The organism is Micromonospora sp. NPDC049089 (assembly GCF_040648775.1).
Classification (GTDB): Bacteria; Actinomycetota; Actinomycetes; order Mycobacteriales; family Micromonosporaceae; genus Micromonospora.
In genome coordinates this window covers 19,959-36,687 of record NZ_JBEZEH010000016.1, presented here as the reverse complement: position 1 = coordinate 36,687, position 16,729 = coordinate 19,959, and the positions used below count along the sequence as shown (strand labels likewise).

Sequence of the window (16,729 nt, the reverse complement as noted above, 5' to 3'; positions counted from 1 at the left end):
TCCGTAGCGATCGACGGGAGAACCCCGAGCAGCACTGGGAGTGTCCGAATGCCCTCTGAATACGCCAAGTCTCTGGGCGCCCGCCTGCGCTCCATCCGCCAGCAGCAGGGTCTCTCCCTGCAGGGTGTGGAGGAGAAGTCGAACGGGCGGTGGAAGGCCGTGGTGGTCGGCTCTTACGAGCGTGGCGACCGGGCCGTGACGGTGTCCCGTCTGGCCGAGTTGGCCGAGTTCTACCGCGTACCCGTCTCGGAGCTGCTGCCTGACGGCAGTGGCGTCCGTCACGAGCCCACCAGCAAGATTGTCCTGGACCTGGAGCGGCTCTACGACGAGGCCTCCGAGGACCTGGCCTACGTCGCCCGCTACGCCCGCGCCATCCAGCAGCAGCGCGGCGACTACAACGGCCGGGTGCTCTCCATCCGCGCCGACGACCTGCGGGCGCTCGCGATCGTCTACGACGCCTCACCGTCGGGCCTGATCGAGCGGCTCACCGAGCACGGCGTGCTGGTGGCCGACCCCCGGGCGTTCTTCGCCTCCTGATCTGCCGTTCCACCTGATCTGCCGCTTCACCGAAAGGGCCCGTGCCGGCTGGCACGGGCCCTTTCGGATCAGCTGTGTCCGGTGCGGACGCTCAGCGGGTGGCGTACTCGGCGATGCGGCCGAGCACCCCGTTGAGGAAGCGCGGCGAATCGTCCGTCGACATCTGCCGAGCCAGCTCGACGGCCTCGCTGATCGCCACCGCGTCGTCGATCTCGTCGACGTAGAGCAACTCGTAGACGGCGATCCGGGCCAGATTACGGTCGACGACCGGCATCCGCTCCAGCGTCCAACCCTCGGCGTAGCTGGCGATCAGCTCGTCGATCCGGTTGAGGTGCTCGGCAACCCCCTCGACCAGACCCACCGCGTAGCCGAGGTGCTCCGGCCGGGGCTGCTCGATCCGCTGCACGTAGCCGGCGAGCACCTCCACCGGAGGCTTGTCCCGCAGGTCGGCCTCGTAAAGGACATCCAGCGCCCGCTTGCGCGCCTTGCGGCGCGCCGGCATCTGCTGCTTGGAACCCTCAGCCATCAGGCGCGGCCGAGGTAACGGCCGTCGCGGGTGTCGACCTTGATCTTCTCGCCGGTGGTGATGAACAGCGGAACCGGCACGGTGGCGCCGGTCTCCACGGTCGCCGGCTTGGTGCCGCCGGTCGAACGGTCGCCCTGCAGGCCCGGCTCGGTGTAGGTGACCTCCAGCACGACGCTGGTGGGCAGCTCGATGTAGAGCGGCACACCCTCGTGCTGGGCGACGGTCGCCTCCGCCTCGGGCAGCAGGTAGTTGGCTGCCTCACCGACGGTGCCACCGGGCACGGTGATCTGGTCGAAGGTCTCCAGATCCATGAAGACGAAGTCCTCACCGTCGGCGTACAGGTACTGCATCGTGCGCTTGTCAACGGTCGCGGTTTCGACCTTGGTGCCCGCGTTGAAGGTCTTGTCGACCACCTTCCCGGACAGCACGTTCTTCAGCGTGGTGCGCACGAAGGCACCACCCTTACCGGGCTTGACGTGCTGGAACTCGACGACGGCCCAGAGCTCGCCGTCAAGGTTGAGTACCAGGCCGTTTTTGAGGTCGTTGGTGGAGGCCATTTCCTGCCTTGATCATCAATTGGCGGACAGACCTGGCAAGTCTACAAGCTGCGTCGAATCGGTCGGCCCCCCGTTCGGAGCGCCCAGTCGGTGGGCCCTCAGCGGGTGGCCAGATGGTGCAGAGCGAGACGATATCCGTCGATACCGAGACCGCAGATCACCCCGGTCGCCACCGCCGAGACCACCGAGTGGTGCCGGAACTCCTCACGGGTGTGGATGTTGGAGATGTGCACCTCCACCAGCGGCCCGCGCAGCATGGCGCAGGCGTCGCGCACCGCGTACGAGTAGTGCGACCAGGCGGCCGGGTTGAGCACCACCGCGGCGCCCTCGTCGGCCGCCGCGTGCAGCCAGCCGAGCAGCTCGTGCTCCGCGTCGGTCTGCCGGACCGTCACCGCCAGCCCCAGCTCCCGACCCGTCCTCTCGCAGAGCGCCACCAGGTCCGCGTAGCTGGTCGCGCCGTACACGTCGGGCTCGCGGGTGCCCAGCCGACCCAGGTTCGGCCCGTTCAACACGTAGACCTTCAAGGGGTTGCCACCTCCCGGTAGGCAGCCTCCAGCAACGCGTCGTCGGGGCCCTCCAACATCGCCGGGCGGGCCAGCCCGTCGAGCACCACGAAGCGCAGCCGACTGCCCCGGGCCTTCTTGTCCACCCGCATCGTGGGTAGCAGCTTCGGCCAGGCATCGGCCGGGTAGCTCACCGGCAGGCCCAGCGCGCTCAGCGTGACCCGGTGCCGGTCGGCGGTCGGCGCGTCCAACCGCCCGGCGAGCCGCGCCAGCGTGGCCGCGTACACCAGACCGACAGCGACGGCGTGGCCGTGCCGCCAGCGGTAACCCTCGTTCTGCTCGATGGCGTGGGCCAGGGTGTGACCGTAGTTGAGCACCTCCCGCAGGCCCGACTCGCGCAGGTCGCCGGCGACCACGTCGGCCTTGACCCGGATGGCCCGCTCGATCAGCTCCCGGCTCACCGGCCCACGGGGGTCGGTGGCGGCCTCCGGGTCGTTCTCGATGAGATCCAGGATCGTCGGGTCGGCGATGAAACCGCACTTGACGACCTCGGCCAACCCGGCCGCCAGGTCGACAGCGGGCAGGCTGTCCAGAGTGGCCAGGTCCGCCAACACCCCGACCGGCGGGTGGAACGCGCCCACCAGGTTCTTGCCGGCGGCCGTGTTGATGCCCGTCTTGCCGCCCACCGCGGCATCCACCATGCCCAGCAGCGAGGTCGCCACCGGCACCCAGCGCACACCCCGCAACCAGCAGGCCGCGACGAAGCCGGCCAGGTCGGTCACCGCGCCGCCGCCCACCCCGACCACCGCGTCGGTACGGGTGAAGCCCGCCGCTCCGAGCCGGTCCCAACAGGCGGCGGCCACCTCGATGTGCTTCCCCGACTCGGCGTCGGGCACCTCGATCGGCAGTGGCTCGACGCCGGCGGCGCGCAGGCGTTCGCCGAGCGCGTCCGCGAGGGCCTTGAGCGGAGACGCGTGCAACACCGCCACCCGGGTCGCGCCGGGCAGCAGGCCAGGCAGCGCACCCAGCAGGTCACGTCCCACCAAGACGTCGTACGGCCGCTCGCCGCCGACCGGAATTCGGGTCACCTCGTCCATCGCCGGCAGCCTAGTCCAGCGGGCGGCGCGGGGAGGGCGGCTGTCCACCTGCTGGCCGAGCGGCCCAGTCCGCCAACCGGCGGGCGTGCTCGGCCACCGCGGCGCGTAGCGCGTCCGGATGCCGCACGGTGAACGGACAGCCCAGCCCGGCGAGCAGCGCCGCCATCCCGGGCAGGCTCTCCGCTCGGGCCCGCAGCAGCACCCCGTCGGTGGTGGCGGTCAGCTCGGCCACGCTGGGCGGGATGCGGCGGCGGGCGGCGACCAGGTCGGTCTCCAGCACGACCTCCACCTCGTGCCGGTACGGCACGCCGGCCAGCGACCGGGTCACCCAGGCCACCGCCTCGAAGCCGTCGGGCACCGTGAACGTTGCCACGCCGGGCGTCACCGCGCCGATCCGGTCCAGGCGGAAGGTCCGAATCTCCCCGCGTCGGTGGTCGTGGCCGGTGACATACCAACGGCCGGCGTGGAAGACGAGCCCGTACGGGTCGAGTTCGCGCTGCGACCGCTCGCCCCGCCAGGAGCGGTAGTCCAGTGCCACCCGCTGCCGGTGCCGGGCGGCCGAGGCCAGCGCGAGCAGGGTGCCGGACGCTGGCCCGCGCTCCGCCTCGGGGCGGCGCAGGGTGAAGCCCAGGTGTTCCTGGACGGCGGCGAGCCGGTCGGCGAGCGCGGCCGGCAGCACCCGGCGGATCTTCGCCAGCGCGGTGGCGGTGGCGGGCTGCTCGGTGGCGAGCCCGACCCGTTCGGCGACGACGAGGCCGAGCAGCACGGCCACCGCCTCGTCGTCGGTGAGCATCAGCGGCGGCAGCTTGTAACCGGGGTGCAGCCGGTAGCCGCCGTGGCGGCCCCGGTCGGCGGTGACGGGAATGCCCAGCTCGACGAGCGTGGTCGCGTACCGGCGCACGGTCCGCTCGTCCACCCCGAGGTGGCCGGCGAGTTCTGCGGCCGTCGACCGGTGCCGGGTCTGCAGCAGTTCGAGCAGGGCCAGCACCCGCCCCGCGGGATGTGACACGGGCCATTCCTCCAAACCGGGCGGATCCTGTCCGGAATAGATCGTACGGTCTGTCGGTAACCGAGAGAAGGAGCCACAGATGGCGACATTCGTGCTGGTGCCGGGATTCTGGTTGGGTGCCTGGGCGTGGCGGGACGTGACCGTCGCGCTGCGGTCGCAGGGGCACGAGGTCTATCCGATGACGCTGACCGGGGTGGCCGAACGCGACCACCTCGCCGGGCCGGAGGTCGGCCTGGACACGCACACCACCGACATCGTTCGACTGATCGAGGTCGAGGACCTGCGCGACGTACTGCTGGTCGGGCACTCCGGCGGTGGGAAGCCGGTCGCCCAGGCGGTGGACCGCATCCCGGACCGGATCGCCCGGGTCGTCTACGTGGAGAGTGGGCCGTTGCCGGACGGCACGGCACAGTTCGACACGCTGCCGCCGGACGAGCAGCAGCGGCTACGCGAAGCGATCGGCACCGGGCACCTGCTGCCGCCGCCGGCCTGGGACCCGGCCGCCGACCCGACGAACCTGGCCGGCCTGGACGAGCCGACGCTCGCGCTGCTGCGTACCCGGGCCACCCCGCAGCCGCTGCGGACCGCCACCGACCCGGTCCGACGCACCGGCGGGCACCCCGTTCCGACCGCGCTGGTCGCCAGCACCTTCCCGCTCGGTGTGGTGCGGCAGATGATCCAACAGGAGCATCCGTTCTTCACCGGCCTGGCCGACGGCCAGCTGCACGAGTTGCCCACCGGGCACTGGCCGATGCTCAGCGAGCCGAAGGCCCTGTCCGACGTCCTGGACCTGATAGCCCAAACCTGACCCCGCTGCCTTTGCCCCCGCGCCCGCGCCCCCGCCCGAGCCCCGCCGATCTTGCACTTTCTGTTGCCGAGCTGCGATGAATGCCCCTTAAGTCAGAGCAGCAAGTGCAAGATCGGCGCAAAGGGGGGCGCGAGGGCGCGGGGCCTGACGTCAGCGCGGAAGCAGTGCGGCGACGTCCGCGACGACCTGCGCCGGGGCCCGGCCGTCGGTGACCACCGTCTCGGTGGCGACCTCGGCGTAGAGCGGCCGGCGCTGGTCCAGCAAATGCTTGAGGGTGGCCCGTGGGTTGATCGCCAGCAGCGGCCGGCCGGCGCCGAGCCCGACCCGCTTGACCGCGTCAGGCAACTCGACCGAGAGGTGCACCACCCGGTGCCCGATCAGGGCCGCCCGGGTCTCCTCGGCCAGCACCGCGCCGCCGCCGAGGGCGAGCACGCCGGTGGCGCCGGCCAGCGCCGCGGCCACGGCGGCCCGTTCCAAGGTACGGAAGTGCGCCTCACCCTCGTCGATGAAGATCTCCGGGATCGGCTTCCCGGCCATCTGCTCGATGTCGGTGTCGGTGTCGCGGAACTCCACGCCGAGGGTGGCGGCGAGCGCCCGGCCGACAGTGGTCTTGCCGCAGCCGGGGGCACCGACCAGCACGACGACCGGTGCCATCAGCGGATGACCAGCGCGTCGAGGTACCCGGCCAGGTTGCGGCGGATCTCGGCGATCGAGTCTCCACCGAACTTCTCGGTGGCCGCCTCGGCCAGCACCAGCGCCACCATCGCCTCGGCGACGACCGCCGCTGCGGGCACCGCGCAGACGTCGGAACGCTGGTTGATCGCGGTGGCCGGCTCACCGGTGGTGACGTCCACGGTGGAGAGGGCCCGGTTCAGCGAGGAGATCGGCTTCATCGCGGCGCGGACCCGCAGCGGCTCGCCGGTGGTGATGCCACCCTCCAGCCCGCCGGCCCGGTCGGTGACCCGGCGGACACCGGTGGCCGACGGAATGATCTCGTCGTGCGCCTCCGAGCCGCGGGACCGGGCCTGCTGCCAGCCGTCGCCGATCTCCACGCCCTTGATCGCCTGAATGGACATCAGCGCGGTGGCCAGCCGGGCGTCGAGCTTGCGGTCCCACTGCACGTGGCTGCCCAGCCCCGGTGGCACCCCGTACGCCAGCACCTCGACCACGCCGCCGAGGGTGTCGGCGGCCTTCTTCGCGGCATCGACCTCGGCGACCATCAGGGCGCTGGCCTCCGGGTCGAGGCAGCGCAGCGGGTCGGCGTCGATCCGCGCGGCGTCGGACGGCGTGGGACGCAGCCCGGGCTTCGCGGCCACCGGGCCCAGCTCGACGACGTGCGAGACGATCTCGATGCCGAGCGCCTGACGGATCAGCGCCTTGGCCACCGTGCCGACAGCCACCCGGGCGGCGGTCTCCCGTGCGCTGGCGCGCTCCAGGATCGGCCGGGCGTCGGTGTGGCCGTACTTCTGCATGCCGGCCAGGTCGGCGTGGCCCGGCCGGGGGCGGGTCAGCGGGGCGTTGCGGGCCTGCCGGGCCAGCTCGTCGGGGTCGACCGGGTCGGCGGCCATCACGGTCTGCCACTTCGGCCACTCGGAGTTGCCGACCCGGATCGCCACCGGGCTGCCGAGGGTCACGCCGTGCCGCAGGCCGCCGAGCAGCTCGACCTCGTCCCGCTCGAACGACATCCGGGCACCCCGCCCGTAGCCCAGCCGTCGACGGGCCAGCTCGTCGGCGATCTCGGTGGTGGTCACCTCGATGCCGGCCGGCACCCCCTCCAACATCGCGACGAGGGCGGGACCGTGCGATTCACCTGCAGTCAGCCAGCGCAACACAGCGGTCAGTCTGTCACGGCGGGCCACCGACGCGGCGCGCTCCCCGGGGCGTCCCGCCCAGCGGACGCCGCCGCCCGCTGAACAGGACATCCGTTGCTCTGCACCCGCCGCCGCGACAACCCGCGACGCAACCACCGGACGGCCTTTGCTCTGCACCCGCCACTGCGACGCGACACGCGACACGCGAGGCGCGACGGTGGCTCAGATCCCCCGACCGCGCTTGTGCAGGGTGCGCAGCACCGCGTCAGCCCGGACCACCCGACCCGCGACGGCGAGGGCCAGGTAGGCGCGCGGCTCGCGGGGGTTGCTCCGCAGGGTGCGCCGGGCCCAGCGCAGCGCGCCCCGGCGGTCGCCGGAGGCGGCCTGGGCGAACGCGATCTGCCCGGCGACACGGGCCTCGCCGGCCGGTTGACTGGCGAACTCCGGGTAGCGCTGGAGCAGCCACTGCAACGCCTCGGAGATGGTGTCCCACCGCTGCGCGAAGTACGAACGCTTGTGCCAGCGGACCAGCACCGACGGCGTCCGCAGGTTGATCAGAGGCGCGCTGCGCGCCGCCCGCAGCAGGAACTCGTAGTCCTCCGCGTAGCTGCCCGGGATCTCCTCGTCGACCAGCCCGAACCCGTCGCGCAAGGCGGTGGCGCGGATCAGGAAGGTCGACGGGTGCAGCTCCGTCATCCGATCGCGGAGCAGGTCGTCCAGGGTGATCCGGTCCTTGTCGAGCACCCGGTCGACGCTGTGCCCGTCGTAGTTGACCCGGATGCCGCAGCAGACGAACTCGGCGGCCGGGTCGCCGGCCAGCGCCTCGACCTGGGCGGCCAGTTTGCCGGGCAGCCACTCGTCGTCGTCGTCGCAGAACGCGACAAGCTCGCCCTCGGCGGCGAGGGTGCCGCTGTTGCGCGCACCGGCCAACCCGGGGGTACGGACGTTGCGGATCACCCGCACCACGCGGGCCGGGCCGCTCCCCAGCTCGGTCAGCGACTCGTCCGGCACGGACTGGTCGAACACCACGACGACCTCGATCAGGGCCGGGTGCTCCTGTGCCAGGATCGCGCGCACCGCGGCCCGCAGCAGCTCGGGGCGGTCCCGGGTGGGCACCACGACGCTGACGGTCGGCTGCTGGGTCATCGAATCTCCTCCGTACCCGGGCGCGGCCGGGACCAGGCCCGCCACCGGGGTGGGCGCGGGGTCGAACGGGCCACCAGGTCGTCGACGATCTGCCCGACCCGGGCCACCGCCGCCCGTCGTGCCTCGTGTGCCTCCGGGTCGGCGGCCACCGCGTACCGGGACGGGTCGGCCAGCCCGGCGGCCAACGCGTCGTGCAGGGCCTCCCGGGTCTCGCAGAGCGCCACCAGCCCGGCGGCGCCGAGCCGGCGGGCGAAGAGGAGCTGGTGGTTGTCGACGTGCTCACCGCGAGCCGGGTCGCGGGGCACCACGATGGGCAGGTGGCCGTGCCGGCGGGCTTCCAGGATGGTCGCCGGGCCACCGTGGCAGACCACCAGATCCGCGTCGATCATCGCCTGTTGCAACGCGTCGTGGCCGAGGAACGGCACCGCGCCGCTGAGCTGGGGCGCGGTCGTGTGCCCGTGCTGCATGGTCAGCCCGATCGGGCCGGCAGCCTGCGCGTGCCACTGCGCCAACCAGTCGACGAGCCGGTCGAAGGGGTGCTTGTCGGTGCCCACCGCGACCAGCAGTCGGAGCTGGGCGACCGCCGAGCTGTCGCGCTGGCGCGGCAGGCGGGCCGCCTCGGTGCCCGGTCGGGGTTGCGGACGCCGGGCGGTGCCCGTCTCGCCGGTCACAGAAGCGTCCCGACGACTGTCGCCTCGGGGTACTGCCGGCGCTGCTCGTCCCACTGCACGAGCATCGCGGACAGGAAGGGCCGGCAGAGCCGAGCGGTCAACGTCGGGGTGTCGATCCGGTCGTACACCTCGATGTAGACGGTCGGGATGCGCCGCAGCCGGGCCAGCACCACGAACGGCACCGCCACCCCGGCGCCTGTGGTGACCACGGCGGCGACCCGCCGGGCCCGCAGCACCCGCCAGGCCAGCAGCGCGTTGCGCAGCAGGTTCGGCACGTTGCGGGTGGTCGGGTGGTGCGCCGGCACCAGGTCCTCGCCGGCCAGCAGCGACACCGCCTCCGGGGTGTCGAAGGTGACCCAGCAGCGCCGCCACTGTTCGTACCAGGGCCGCAGGGCCAGTAGTTGGGCCAGATGGCCACCGCTGGAGCCGACCAGCAGCAGCACCGGTGCCCCACTGTCGTCGTTGTTCGTGTCCACGCGACTCCCCACAAGTTCGCTTGGAATTTCAGTTCACGCCAGGCAGAAGCAGATCACACGATTCCCGGTCGTTGAATAGCGCGACCGGCCGAGCCGACGATCTCCACAGCGGGCGGTGCGGTGCACCGAACGTCCGAGGTCCATCGATCGTCATCACCACCTGCGATTATGTCGTCACTCTGCGGCGCACCGTCGTCGCCGCGATTCCTCCAGATCAGCCGCTATGTCTTTTCTCGATGACGTCCAAGAGTGCGGGATGCAGGGCGGCGTTCCAGCCCGCGCCCGCGTCGGCCAGCCGCCACGTCCGTAACCACATCTCCACCAGGTACGCGTCGGCGACGAGCCGGCGCTGCGCGGCGTCGAGGCCGAGCCGCTCGCCGTGCCGGCTCAGGTGTCCGTCCACAGCCGAGGCGGCGGCGTCGGCCGGCTCCCCGCGCAGCACGAGGGCCCGCTGGAACGCGTCGTGCGCCAGGTCGAAGCCGACCGGCACGTCCGGCCCGCTGTGCTCCCAGTCCCAGGCGACCAACCGGCCGGCGTGCCAGCCCAGGTTCCACGGCACCCAGTCGCCATGCCAGTGACCGAACTCGACGCTGGTGTCGCCATGCATGCGGGCCAGCGCCGAGACCGCGGCGACCGCCCGCGCACCGGCCGGCTCGGTCGCGGCGGCCCGGCCGGCCTGATCGGCCAGCCGACGCAGGAAGGTCGAGTCGACCAGCGGTCGAGGTGTGCCCTCCGGGCCGCCCCGCCGGGCGACCGCGAGCAGCGCCGCGATCCGCGGCGGGTCGTCCACCGGCACCCCGCGTACCGCCGGGGGCAGCGGCTCGATCACCGCGACCACCTGACCCGCCCACGACGTCTCGGTGAGCAGCCGCGGCGGCGTCGGATGATCGGCGACGCCGACCACCTCGCGCAACGCCCGCAGCGCCGCCGCCTCCGCGCTGACCAGCGCGCGGGTCGCGTCGTTCCAGCCGATCTTCGCGTAGCCGCGCGGACTTCCGTCGGCACTGAAGAGTTGCAGAGTGGGCTTGCCGTTCGGGTCGGGTGGGCGGACCCCGAACGCGGCCAGCAGCGGCGTGTCACCCAGGTCGGCGGAGAGCCGCTCGCTCAGCAACAGCTCCGCGGCCGGCACCCCGGCCGGCACCGAGACGGTCAAGGTGGGAAAGGGCGCGAGCCCCGCCCGACCGAACCGGGCCAGCCCGCCGAGCACCGCCCGCAGCGCGCGCACCTTCGGTGGCCGCAGGGCGTTGTACGCCAACAGGGACGCCGCCCCGGCCCGGGGCGCGCCCAACGGCACCAGGAACCGGGCCCGGGCGACCGACGGCACCACCGCGTACCGGGCCACCGCCTGGTGACCGGCCGGCGGGGCACCCGCCATGGTCAGGCCGACCCGATCGTCCGGGAAGACCGCGCGGCTCACCCAACCCAGGCCGTCCACCCGCGAACGCGGGTCGGTGGCCGGGCCCACCCCTGTCGTCACGCCGCCCGGTCCGCCCAGTCGAGGTCCAGCCCGAGCCGTTGCCGCAACGCGTCGTTGTACGGCCGGTAGTAGTCGGTCAGCTCGGCGCGCACGCTCGGCTCCAACGGTGCCGAGCGCCGATCGTTGTAGACCTTGAAGTTGGGCAGGTCGTACGCCGGCAGACCGAGGAAGTCCAGGGTCCGTCGGTAGGTCGCCCGCGAGTCGCGGTACAGGTCCTCGCTGGGCAGGAAGAGGATCTGCCCGGAGTCGAAGCGCTCCAGCCACGGCTCCAGGTGCTCCAGGTAACGCCCCCGGGCCCGGTACGTGTACCAGTCGTACGGCTCGCTGAACGACTCCGGCTCGGCGATCAACCGCTCCCGCTCCCCCGCCGTGCGTTCCGGCTCGGCGGCGAGGGCGGCGGCGAAGTCCAGTGGTTCGATGCCGTGGGTGCGGCGTTCCTTCCAGTGCGAGTACGCCCGCTCCACCGGGTCCCGCAGCAGCACGATGAGCTTCACCGACGGCATCAGCGCGGAGACCCGCTCCGCGGCGAGCGGGTGGAACATGTACAGCGGGGCGGCCTCACCGACCCGGACCGGCCCGCCGTGCCGCTTGGCCAGGGCCTCGCGCTGCCGCTCGGTCGGGAAGTGCGAGCGGTACCAGGCTTCGCCGCGACCCCAGTGCTCCTCGAAGTAGTGCGCCGACTTGGTGTTCCACGCGGGAAAGAGCCGGGGCACCAACGGGTGCTGGATGAGGTAGTTCCACAGCGAGGTGGTGCCCCCCCGTTTGGTCCCGATGATCAGGAAGTCCGGCAGCGGCCGGCGGTCGCTGGTGCGAACGCCGTAGTCGACGAGCGACTCCCTCACCCGGGTGGTCACCTGGGTCGGAACCAACTGCTTGACCCGGTCACGGATGGACACCACGACGAACCTCACCTGCCTCTCGTCGATGCCGAGGTGGGTTCGGCGGCCGCGGCCGCGTTGTCCCCTCCACGGATCTGCCTCATGGTCCCCCGGATGCCGGCGCGCACCCGGGGCAACGTCAACATGCCGACGCAGCCGGTCAGCAGCACCGCCAACGCCACCGCGAGGCCGGGCAGGCCGCGACCGCCCACCAGCACGCCGGCCCCGGCGGCCAAACCCACACCGGCGATCGTGGCCGCCGCGGCACGCACCATCGCGGCGTCGAACAGCGGCTCCCGAACCACCGACCGGGCGAACCCGGCGGCGGTGAGGTTCTCGGTGGCGATGCCGGCCGCCCAGGCCACCGCAGCGCCCGTCGCGCCGTAGCGGGGAATCAGCCAGAGACCCAGCGAGACGGTCACCGTCAACCCGGCAACGGTGGCGACCAGGTGCAGCCCGCTGCGCCCGCCCATCAGGAGCAGGCTCTGCACGTTGCCCACTCCGGTGTTGACGAGCATCGCCAGCGCCAGCACCGTCATCGCCGGCACACCGGCGGTGAACTCCGGCCCGAACAGTTGGAGGAAGGCCAGCGCGAAGACCGCCAGCAGCAGGTACACCGGCCAGGACAGCACCAGCCCCCAGGTGGTCAACTGCCGGTGCACGGCCGCCGCCGCGGCCCGCTCACCCCGCCCGAGCAGCCGGGACAGCTGCGGCGACACCGCCACCCGCAGCCCCTGCATGGCCAACTGACCGGCCAGCACATACCGGCCGACGGCGCCGAAGACACCGGCGTCCGCCGGCCCGGCCAGCACCGAGGTGAGCAGCACGCCCACCCACATGCTGCCGGCGTCGATGGCCGCCGAGGCGGCCCGGGGCAACGCGAAGCGCCAGAACGTGGACCAGTCGGCGCGGTGCGGACGCAGCGTCGCGCCCCGACCCAGCCCGAGCGGGCCGGCGACGAGGGTGAGACAGGCCAGCAGCGCCAACGCCGCCGGCACCAACCAGCCGGTCATGCCGGCGAGCAGGCCACCACCGGCCAACGCGGCCGCGCCGACCAGCACCGGGCGGGCGACCGGCAGCAGCAGGAACTGCACCCCGACGTACGCCCGGATGGGCCGCACGCAGCGCAGCGCGGCCAGCAGCAGGGTCATGGCGACCACCACCGGCACCGCGGCGAACGTGACGGTGAGCAGAGCATCGCCGCTCGCACCGGAGCCGCGCAGCAGCCGGGGCGCGAGAGCGTCGGCGGCCAGCACGCCCGCGCCGGCGACCAGCAGCCCGGTCAACAGCGGCGGGATCAGCGCCACCGGGAGCACCCGGGCGGCGTCGCCGCGCACGCCGGCGGTGCGGCGGGGCAGAGCCCACATCAGACCGGTCTCCGCGCCGAGCGTGCAGATCGCGGTGGCCACTGTGACGACCCCGATCGCGGCGAAGAACGCTCCCGCGCCGGCCGGGCCGTAGCCGCGGGTGATCACGACCGCCAGCACGAACCCGAACAGGCCACTGGTGGCCGCGCCGAGCAGCCCGGCCACGCCGCTGCGCGCGCTGCGGCGGGTCTCGGCCGAGCCGGTGTCCTCGGCGGGCGACGGCGTCGCCTGATCCTCGGCGGGGGTGGACGTGGGCCGGCCCTCGTCGGCACCGGCCGACGGTCGGGTCGCGGCGGTCACGCGGGCACCGGCGCGGTCCGCGCGGGCGTCGGCGACGACCCGGCCAGCCGGGTCAGCCGTTCACGTTCGGTCAGCGCCATCGCGAAGGCCACAGCGAAGAACGCGACCGCCAGGTTCTGGTTCGCCATGCCGTAGAACGGGACCTGCACGAGGCAGACCACCGGCACCACCGCCAGCCACTGCCCGGCCGCCGACGTCGCCCGTGCGCAGATCACCGCCGCGGCGACGAACCACGCCAGGAAGCAGATCAGCGCGGGTACGCCGTGGCTGAACAGCACCATCCACAACTGCCCCTGGGTGCCGATCGGCGCGGCCGCCGACACCGTGTCGACGTTCACCGGAGCCCCGTAGCCCAACCAGGGCGACTCCTGCACCCGGCGGATCACCTCGGTGTAGAGCGAGAGCCGGTCGGTGTTCGTGTCGCTGGAGTCGACCCGCTTGCTGATCAGCTCGGTGATCGGGATGAACAGGGTGGCCAACCCGCCGATCACCACGACCCCGACGATGGAGGCGGCCACCCGGACGTTGCCGCGCAGGCTGGCCCGCACCCCGAGCACCGCCAGCCCGGCGCCGAGGCTGAGGAACATCGCCCGGTTGAGGGTGAGGAACGCCGGCGCCAGCGACAGCGGCAGCGACGCCAGCAGCGCCCAGCGCAGCAGCCCCTGCCGGCGCAGCATCGCGAAGGCCACCACGCAGGGCAGGGTCATCGCGTAGGCGCTGCCGTAGTTGTTGGTGTACGCGAACGGCGCGGCCGGCCGATAGATCGGGTTGAGCGATCGGGCGCTGTATTCAGCGGTGGTGAGGTGCACCATGTCCTGGATGAACGGGGTGCCGGCCACCCCGCCGGGCAGCAGCACCTCCATCGGGGTCGTCATGGCCAGCCGGGGCACGAGCACCCCGAGCCAGCCCAGTGCCACCAGCCCGAACCAGAACGCGCAGAGCGGGGTGAGCACCGCCACCAGGCTGGCACGTTCCCGGGCGGCCGCGTAGACGTAGACGCCGACCACCAGCGCGGTCAGGTAGAAGGCCAGCCGCAGGGCGAACGTGAGCAGCGAGGCGGGCGACGACAACTGGGTGGCGCTGACCACCACGATGGCGAGGAAGAGCAGCCAGATGCCGGCCGCCGGCGGCAGCGGCACGCGCCCCCGGGTCAGCAGCAACGCGAGCAGCAGCGCGCCCAGCAGCGGCCAGCCGAGGTAGAACGCACCGAGCAGCCACCAGAGCGGCACCAGGCCGAACATCAGTGACAGCGGCCAGAGCGGCAGGTGCGGCGGCGCGGACGGCGGCACCGGCGCGGGCTCCTGCGGAGCGCCTCCGGGTGGTGGTTCGGTCGCCGGGGCGCGGGTCACCGACACGCTCAGGCCCGACCGTTTCGGGTAAGGACGAAGCCCAGCGGGGTGACCCCGGCGGCGCGCAGCCGCTCCACCAGGCGTCGCAGGTCGCTCTGCCGGGTGCGGTCGCGCTCCACGACCACCACCGCGCTGCCCTGCCGGGCCACGGCCACGCCACGCTCGTCGGACTCGGCCGGCGGGGCGTTGAACAGAACCAGGCCGTGGTCGGCGCCCTGCCGCCAGGTGCCGAACCGGACACTGCCCACACCCACGACAACCTCGTCGGGGGTGACGACGCGACTGTTCTCCGGGCGGGCGGACGCCACTCTCGGCAGCGTCAGGGTGGCGTCGGGGTCGGTGGACGGGCGGGCGCCGGGCGGGTGCGGGGAGGGCCGACGGGCGGGCGTGCTCTCCGTGGTGGCACCGGCGGCCGGTGTGCTGCCGGCCGGCCGGGGCTTGGGCACCAGCGGGCGGGACGGGTCGATGGGCAGTCGCCCCCGGTCGGCGAGGACGCTGGCCCGTAGCCGGTCGATCCGTCCGCTGTCGTCGGCGACGAAGACCTCCCGGCCGTCGACGGCGAGCGCCACGGCGAGCCCGGCGGTGAGCGGGGTGGCGTCCTCCCGGGCGGTGACCAGGGCCACCCGGGCCGGCTGCCGGACCCGCTCGGCGACCGCCATCGCCACGTACCGGATGTCCGCGTCGACCGCCCGGGGGCTGCCCCGGAACGCCGGCCGGCGCACCGTGCCGAGCAGCGGCAGGCCGGAGGCCTCCCGGCCGTCGGCGACCGAGCGGACCCGCCGGTCGGTCGACTCCCAGAGGTACGCCAGGACGACGCCGACCAGCGCGCCACCGAGCAGGCCGGCGACCAGGTAGAGCGGCCGGTGCCCGGCGGAGGTGACCAGCGCCTTTTCGGCGGTCTGGGTGACCCACCCGGGGTTGACGTCGACCGCGGCGATCTCGGTACGGGCGGCGTTGAGCTGGGTGAGCTGGTTGTTGATCCCGGCCAGTTCGGCCACCAGCGCGTCACCGGCGGCGCTGTCCTTGGCGGTGTTCGCCCGCTTCTGCAACGCGGTCTGCTGGGCGGCGACCTTGGTGATGCTGGCGTCGTAGGAGCGCAGCATCTCGGCGCGCTGCTGCTCGTACATGGTCCGGCGCACGCTCAGGTACGCCTCGGCGGCCCTGTTGGCGCTCTGCACCGCCTGGTGCGCCTCGCGCGCCTGGTAGGTGAAGCGCAGGATCTGCCCACCGGTGGGCACCTCGACCTCGAGCGCGTCACGGATGTCGCGCGGGTCGCCGCCGGCGAATTCGGCGAGCTGCTGCACCACCTCGGTGCCGGTGGCGATGCCGCTCTCCACGTTCATGTTGACCGCGCGGTCGGCGCCCGCGCCGCTGGGGGTGAAGGCGTCTGTCACGACCGGCCGGACCGCGACCACGGCGCTCGCGGACAGCGCCGCTGGGACCAGCAGCACGTAGCCGAGCGCGGCGAGCAGGCCGACCATGGCGACCGCCGCGACCAACCGCAACCGGTGCATCGGCACCCGCAGCAGGTCGGTCAGTGTCACGGCACGTGAGGTGCCGGAGGACGAGCCGTCCGTGGGCCAGGGGGCGGGCGCTGCATCAGTCATGGAACTTCTTCACCGTCTGTTGAGGATTGCCGACGACCACGACGCCGGGCGGTACGTCCGTGCGGACCACAGTCGCCGCGCCGACGACGCTGTCCCGCCCGACCCGCACGCCCTTCAGAACCAGGGCGTGCGCACCGACCCAGACGTTGTCCTCGAGAACGATCGGAGCACGGGTGAGCGGGCCGGGCGGTGCGTGCCGCTGCTCGGGGGGCAGGTTGTGGAAGTCGTTGTCGAGCAGCTCGCAGTCCGACAGGAGGCACCGGTCCCCCACCGTCACCGACGTCCAGGTGCCGATCCAGGTGGCGTTGAGCAGACAGTCCGCGCCGACGCGTACCTCGCCGGGACCGGCGAAGCGGACGAGTTTGTTCAACCGGGTGCGGTCACCGATGGTGACCCGCACACCGCGCCGCAACCGGATCCGGCCACGGATCTCCACGTTTCGACCGAGCGTCAACCGTCGGTAACGGAGCTGATACCAGCCGCGTTTGACCGCGAAGACCAGACGCACCGCGCGTCTCGTTCGGATGCCACCGGCGCCGAGCAACGACCCTCCCCCACCGTCGCGGGGCGGGGGGGGGGGGGGGGCGGGCCCCCCCCCCCCCCACCCACA

At 73.0% G+C, this 16,729-nt stretch carries 18 protein-coding genes; 2 read left to right on the top strand and 16 right to left on the bottom strand.

Going from position 1 to position 16,729, the window contains the following annotated elements:
- Window positions 1-48: 48 nt before the first annotated feature.
- Window positions 49-537: a transcriptional regulator gene (locus AB0B48_RS05320; RefSeq protein WP_007458348.1), complete on the top strand. Its 489-nt coding sequence runs from the start codon at window positions 49-51 to the stop codon at window positions 535-537.
- Window positions 538-628: 91 nt separating this feature from the next.
- On the opposite strand, the gene nusB is transcribed toward AB0B48_RS05320, so the two are convergent.
- The 5 genes from nusB to AB0B48_RS05295 all read right to left on the bottom strand — a co-directional run bounded on the left by nusB (window position 629) and on the right by AB0B48_RS05295 (window position 4,229).
- A complete protein-coding gene (nusB, locus tag AB0B48_RS05315; RefSeq protein WP_184188983.1) occupies window positions 629-1,039 on the bottom strand; it encodes a transcription antitermination factor NusB in 411 nt (136 codons plus the stop codon).
- 23 nt (window positions 1,040-1,062) lie between these two features.
- A complete protein-coding gene (efp, locus tag AB0B48_RS05310; protein ID WP_007458344.1) occupies window positions 1,063-1,620 on the bottom strand; it encodes an elongation factor P in 558 nt (185 codons plus the stop codon).
- A gap of 98 nt (window positions 1,621-1,718) precedes the next feature.
- Complete coding sequence (aroQ, locus tag AB0B48_RS05305; protein WP_357196207.1) at window positions 1,719-2,144, bottom strand: type II 3-dehydroquinate dehydratase; 426 nt, start codon at window positions 2,142-2,144, stop codon at window positions 1,719-1,721.
- Window positions 2,141-3,220, bottom strand: a complete 1,080-nt coding sequence (aroB, locus tag AB0B48_RS05300) for a 3-dehydroquinate synthase (RefSeq protein ID WP_357196204.1) — start codon at window positions 3,218-3,220, stop codon at window positions 2,141-2,143. The genes aroQ and aroB overlap by 4 nt, the downstream gene beginning before the upstream one ends.
- Window positions 3,221-3,230: 10 nt before the next feature.
- On the bottom strand, window positions 3,231-4,229 hold the full coding sequence (locus tag AB0B48_RS05295; RefSeq protein ID WP_357196201.1) for a YafY family protein: 999 nt from the start codon (window positions 4,227-4,229) through the stop codon (window positions 3,231-3,233).
- 79 nt (window positions 4,230-4,308) lie between these two features.
- Here AB0B48_RS05295 and AB0B48_RS05290 point away from each other — a divergent pair, with 79 nt between their 5' ends.
- Complete coding sequence (locus AB0B48_RS05290; RefSeq protein WP_357196198.1) at window positions 4,309-5,037, top strand: alpha/beta hydrolase; 729 nt, start codon at window positions 4,309-4,311, stop codon at window positions 5,035-5,037.
- Between the two features lie 150 nt (window positions 5,038-5,187).
- Here AB0B48_RS05290 and AB0B48_RS05285 read toward each other — a convergent pair whose 3' ends face one another.
- The 11 genes from AB0B48_RS05285 to AB0B48_RS05235 all read right to left on the bottom strand — a co-directional run bounded on the left by AB0B48_RS05285 (window position 5,188) and on the right by AB0B48_RS05235 (window position 16,627).
- Window positions 5,188-5,691, bottom strand: a complete 504-nt coding sequence (locus AB0B48_RS05285) for a shikimate kinase (RefSeq protein ID WP_357196195.1) — start codon at window positions 5,689-5,691, stop codon at window positions 5,188-5,190.
- Complete coding sequence (gene aroC / locus AB0B48_RS05280) at window positions 5,691-6,869, bottom strand: chorismate synthase (RefSeq protein WP_357196238.1); 1,179 nt, start codon at window positions 6,867-6,869, stop codon at window positions 5,691-5,693. Before aroC ends, AB0B48_RS05285 begins: the two co-directional genes overlap by 1 nt.
- 201 nt (window positions 6,870-7,070) lie before the next feature.
- Window positions 7,071-7,994: a glycosyltransferase family A protein gene (locus AB0B48_RS05275; RefSeq protein ID WP_357196192.1), complete on the bottom strand. Its 924-nt coding sequence runs from the start codon at window positions 7,992-7,994 to the stop codon at window positions 7,071-7,073.
- Complete coding sequence (locus tag AB0B48_RS05270) at window positions 7,991-8,665, bottom strand: glycosyltransferase (RefSeq protein WP_357196188.1); 675 nt, start codon at window positions 8,663-8,665, stop codon at window positions 7,991-7,993. Before AB0B48_RS05270 ends, AB0B48_RS05275 begins: the two co-directional genes overlap by 4 nt.
- The gene (locus tag AB0B48_RS05265; protein WP_124821238.1) at window positions 8,662-9,141 is read right to left on the bottom strand and encodes a UDP-N-acetylglucosamine--LPS N-acetylglucosamine transferase; all 480 of its coding nucleotides are present in this window, start codon (window positions 9,139-9,141) and stop codon (window positions 8,662-8,664) included. Before AB0B48_RS05265 ends, AB0B48_RS05270 begins: the two co-directional genes overlap by 4 nt.
- A 214-nt stretch (window positions 9,142-9,355) precedes the next feature.
- Complete coding sequence (locus AB0B48_RS05260) at window positions 9,356-10,618, bottom strand: hypothetical protein (RefSeq protein WP_357196183.1); 1,263 nt, start codon at window positions 10,616-10,618, stop codon at window positions 9,356-9,358.
- Complete coding sequence (locus AB0B48_RS05255; RefSeq protein WP_355009240.1) at window positions 10,615-11,517, bottom strand: sulfotransferase domain-containing protein; 903 nt, start codon at window positions 11,515-11,517, stop codon at window positions 10,615-10,617. Before AB0B48_RS05255 ends, AB0B48_RS05260 begins: the two co-directional genes overlap by 4 nt.
- An 8-nt stretch (window positions 11,518-11,525) precedes the next feature.
- The gene (locus tag AB0B48_RS05250; protein WP_357196180.1) at window positions 11,526-13,163 is read right to left on the bottom strand and encodes a lipopolysaccharide biosynthesis protein; all 1,638 of its coding nucleotides are present in this window, start codon (window positions 13,161-13,163) and stop codon (window positions 11,526-11,528) included.
- Window positions 13,160-14,452, bottom strand: a complete 1,293-nt coding sequence (locus tag AB0B48_RS05245; protein WP_357196177.1) for an O-antigen ligase family protein — start codon at window positions 14,450-14,452, stop codon at window positions 13,160-13,162. The genes AB0B48_RS05250 and AB0B48_RS05245 overlap by 4 nt, the downstream gene beginning before the upstream one ends.
- A 68-nt stretch (window positions 14,453-14,520) precedes the next feature.
- Window positions 14,521-16,119: a lipopolysaccharide biosynthesis protein gene (locus tag AB0B48_RS05240; RefSeq protein ID WP_357196174.1), complete on the bottom strand. Its 1,599-nt coding sequence runs from the start codon at window positions 16,117-16,119 to the stop codon at window positions 14,521-14,523.
- Entirely contained in the window at window positions 16,112-16,627 is a 516-nt protein-coding gene (locus AB0B48_RS05235) for a DapH/DapD/GlmU-related protein (RefSeq protein ID WP_357196171.1), read from the bottom strand. The genes AB0B48_RS05240 and AB0B48_RS05235 overlap by 8 nt, the downstream gene beginning before the upstream one ends.
- Between the last annotated feature and the right edge of the window lie 102 nt (window positions 16,628-16,729).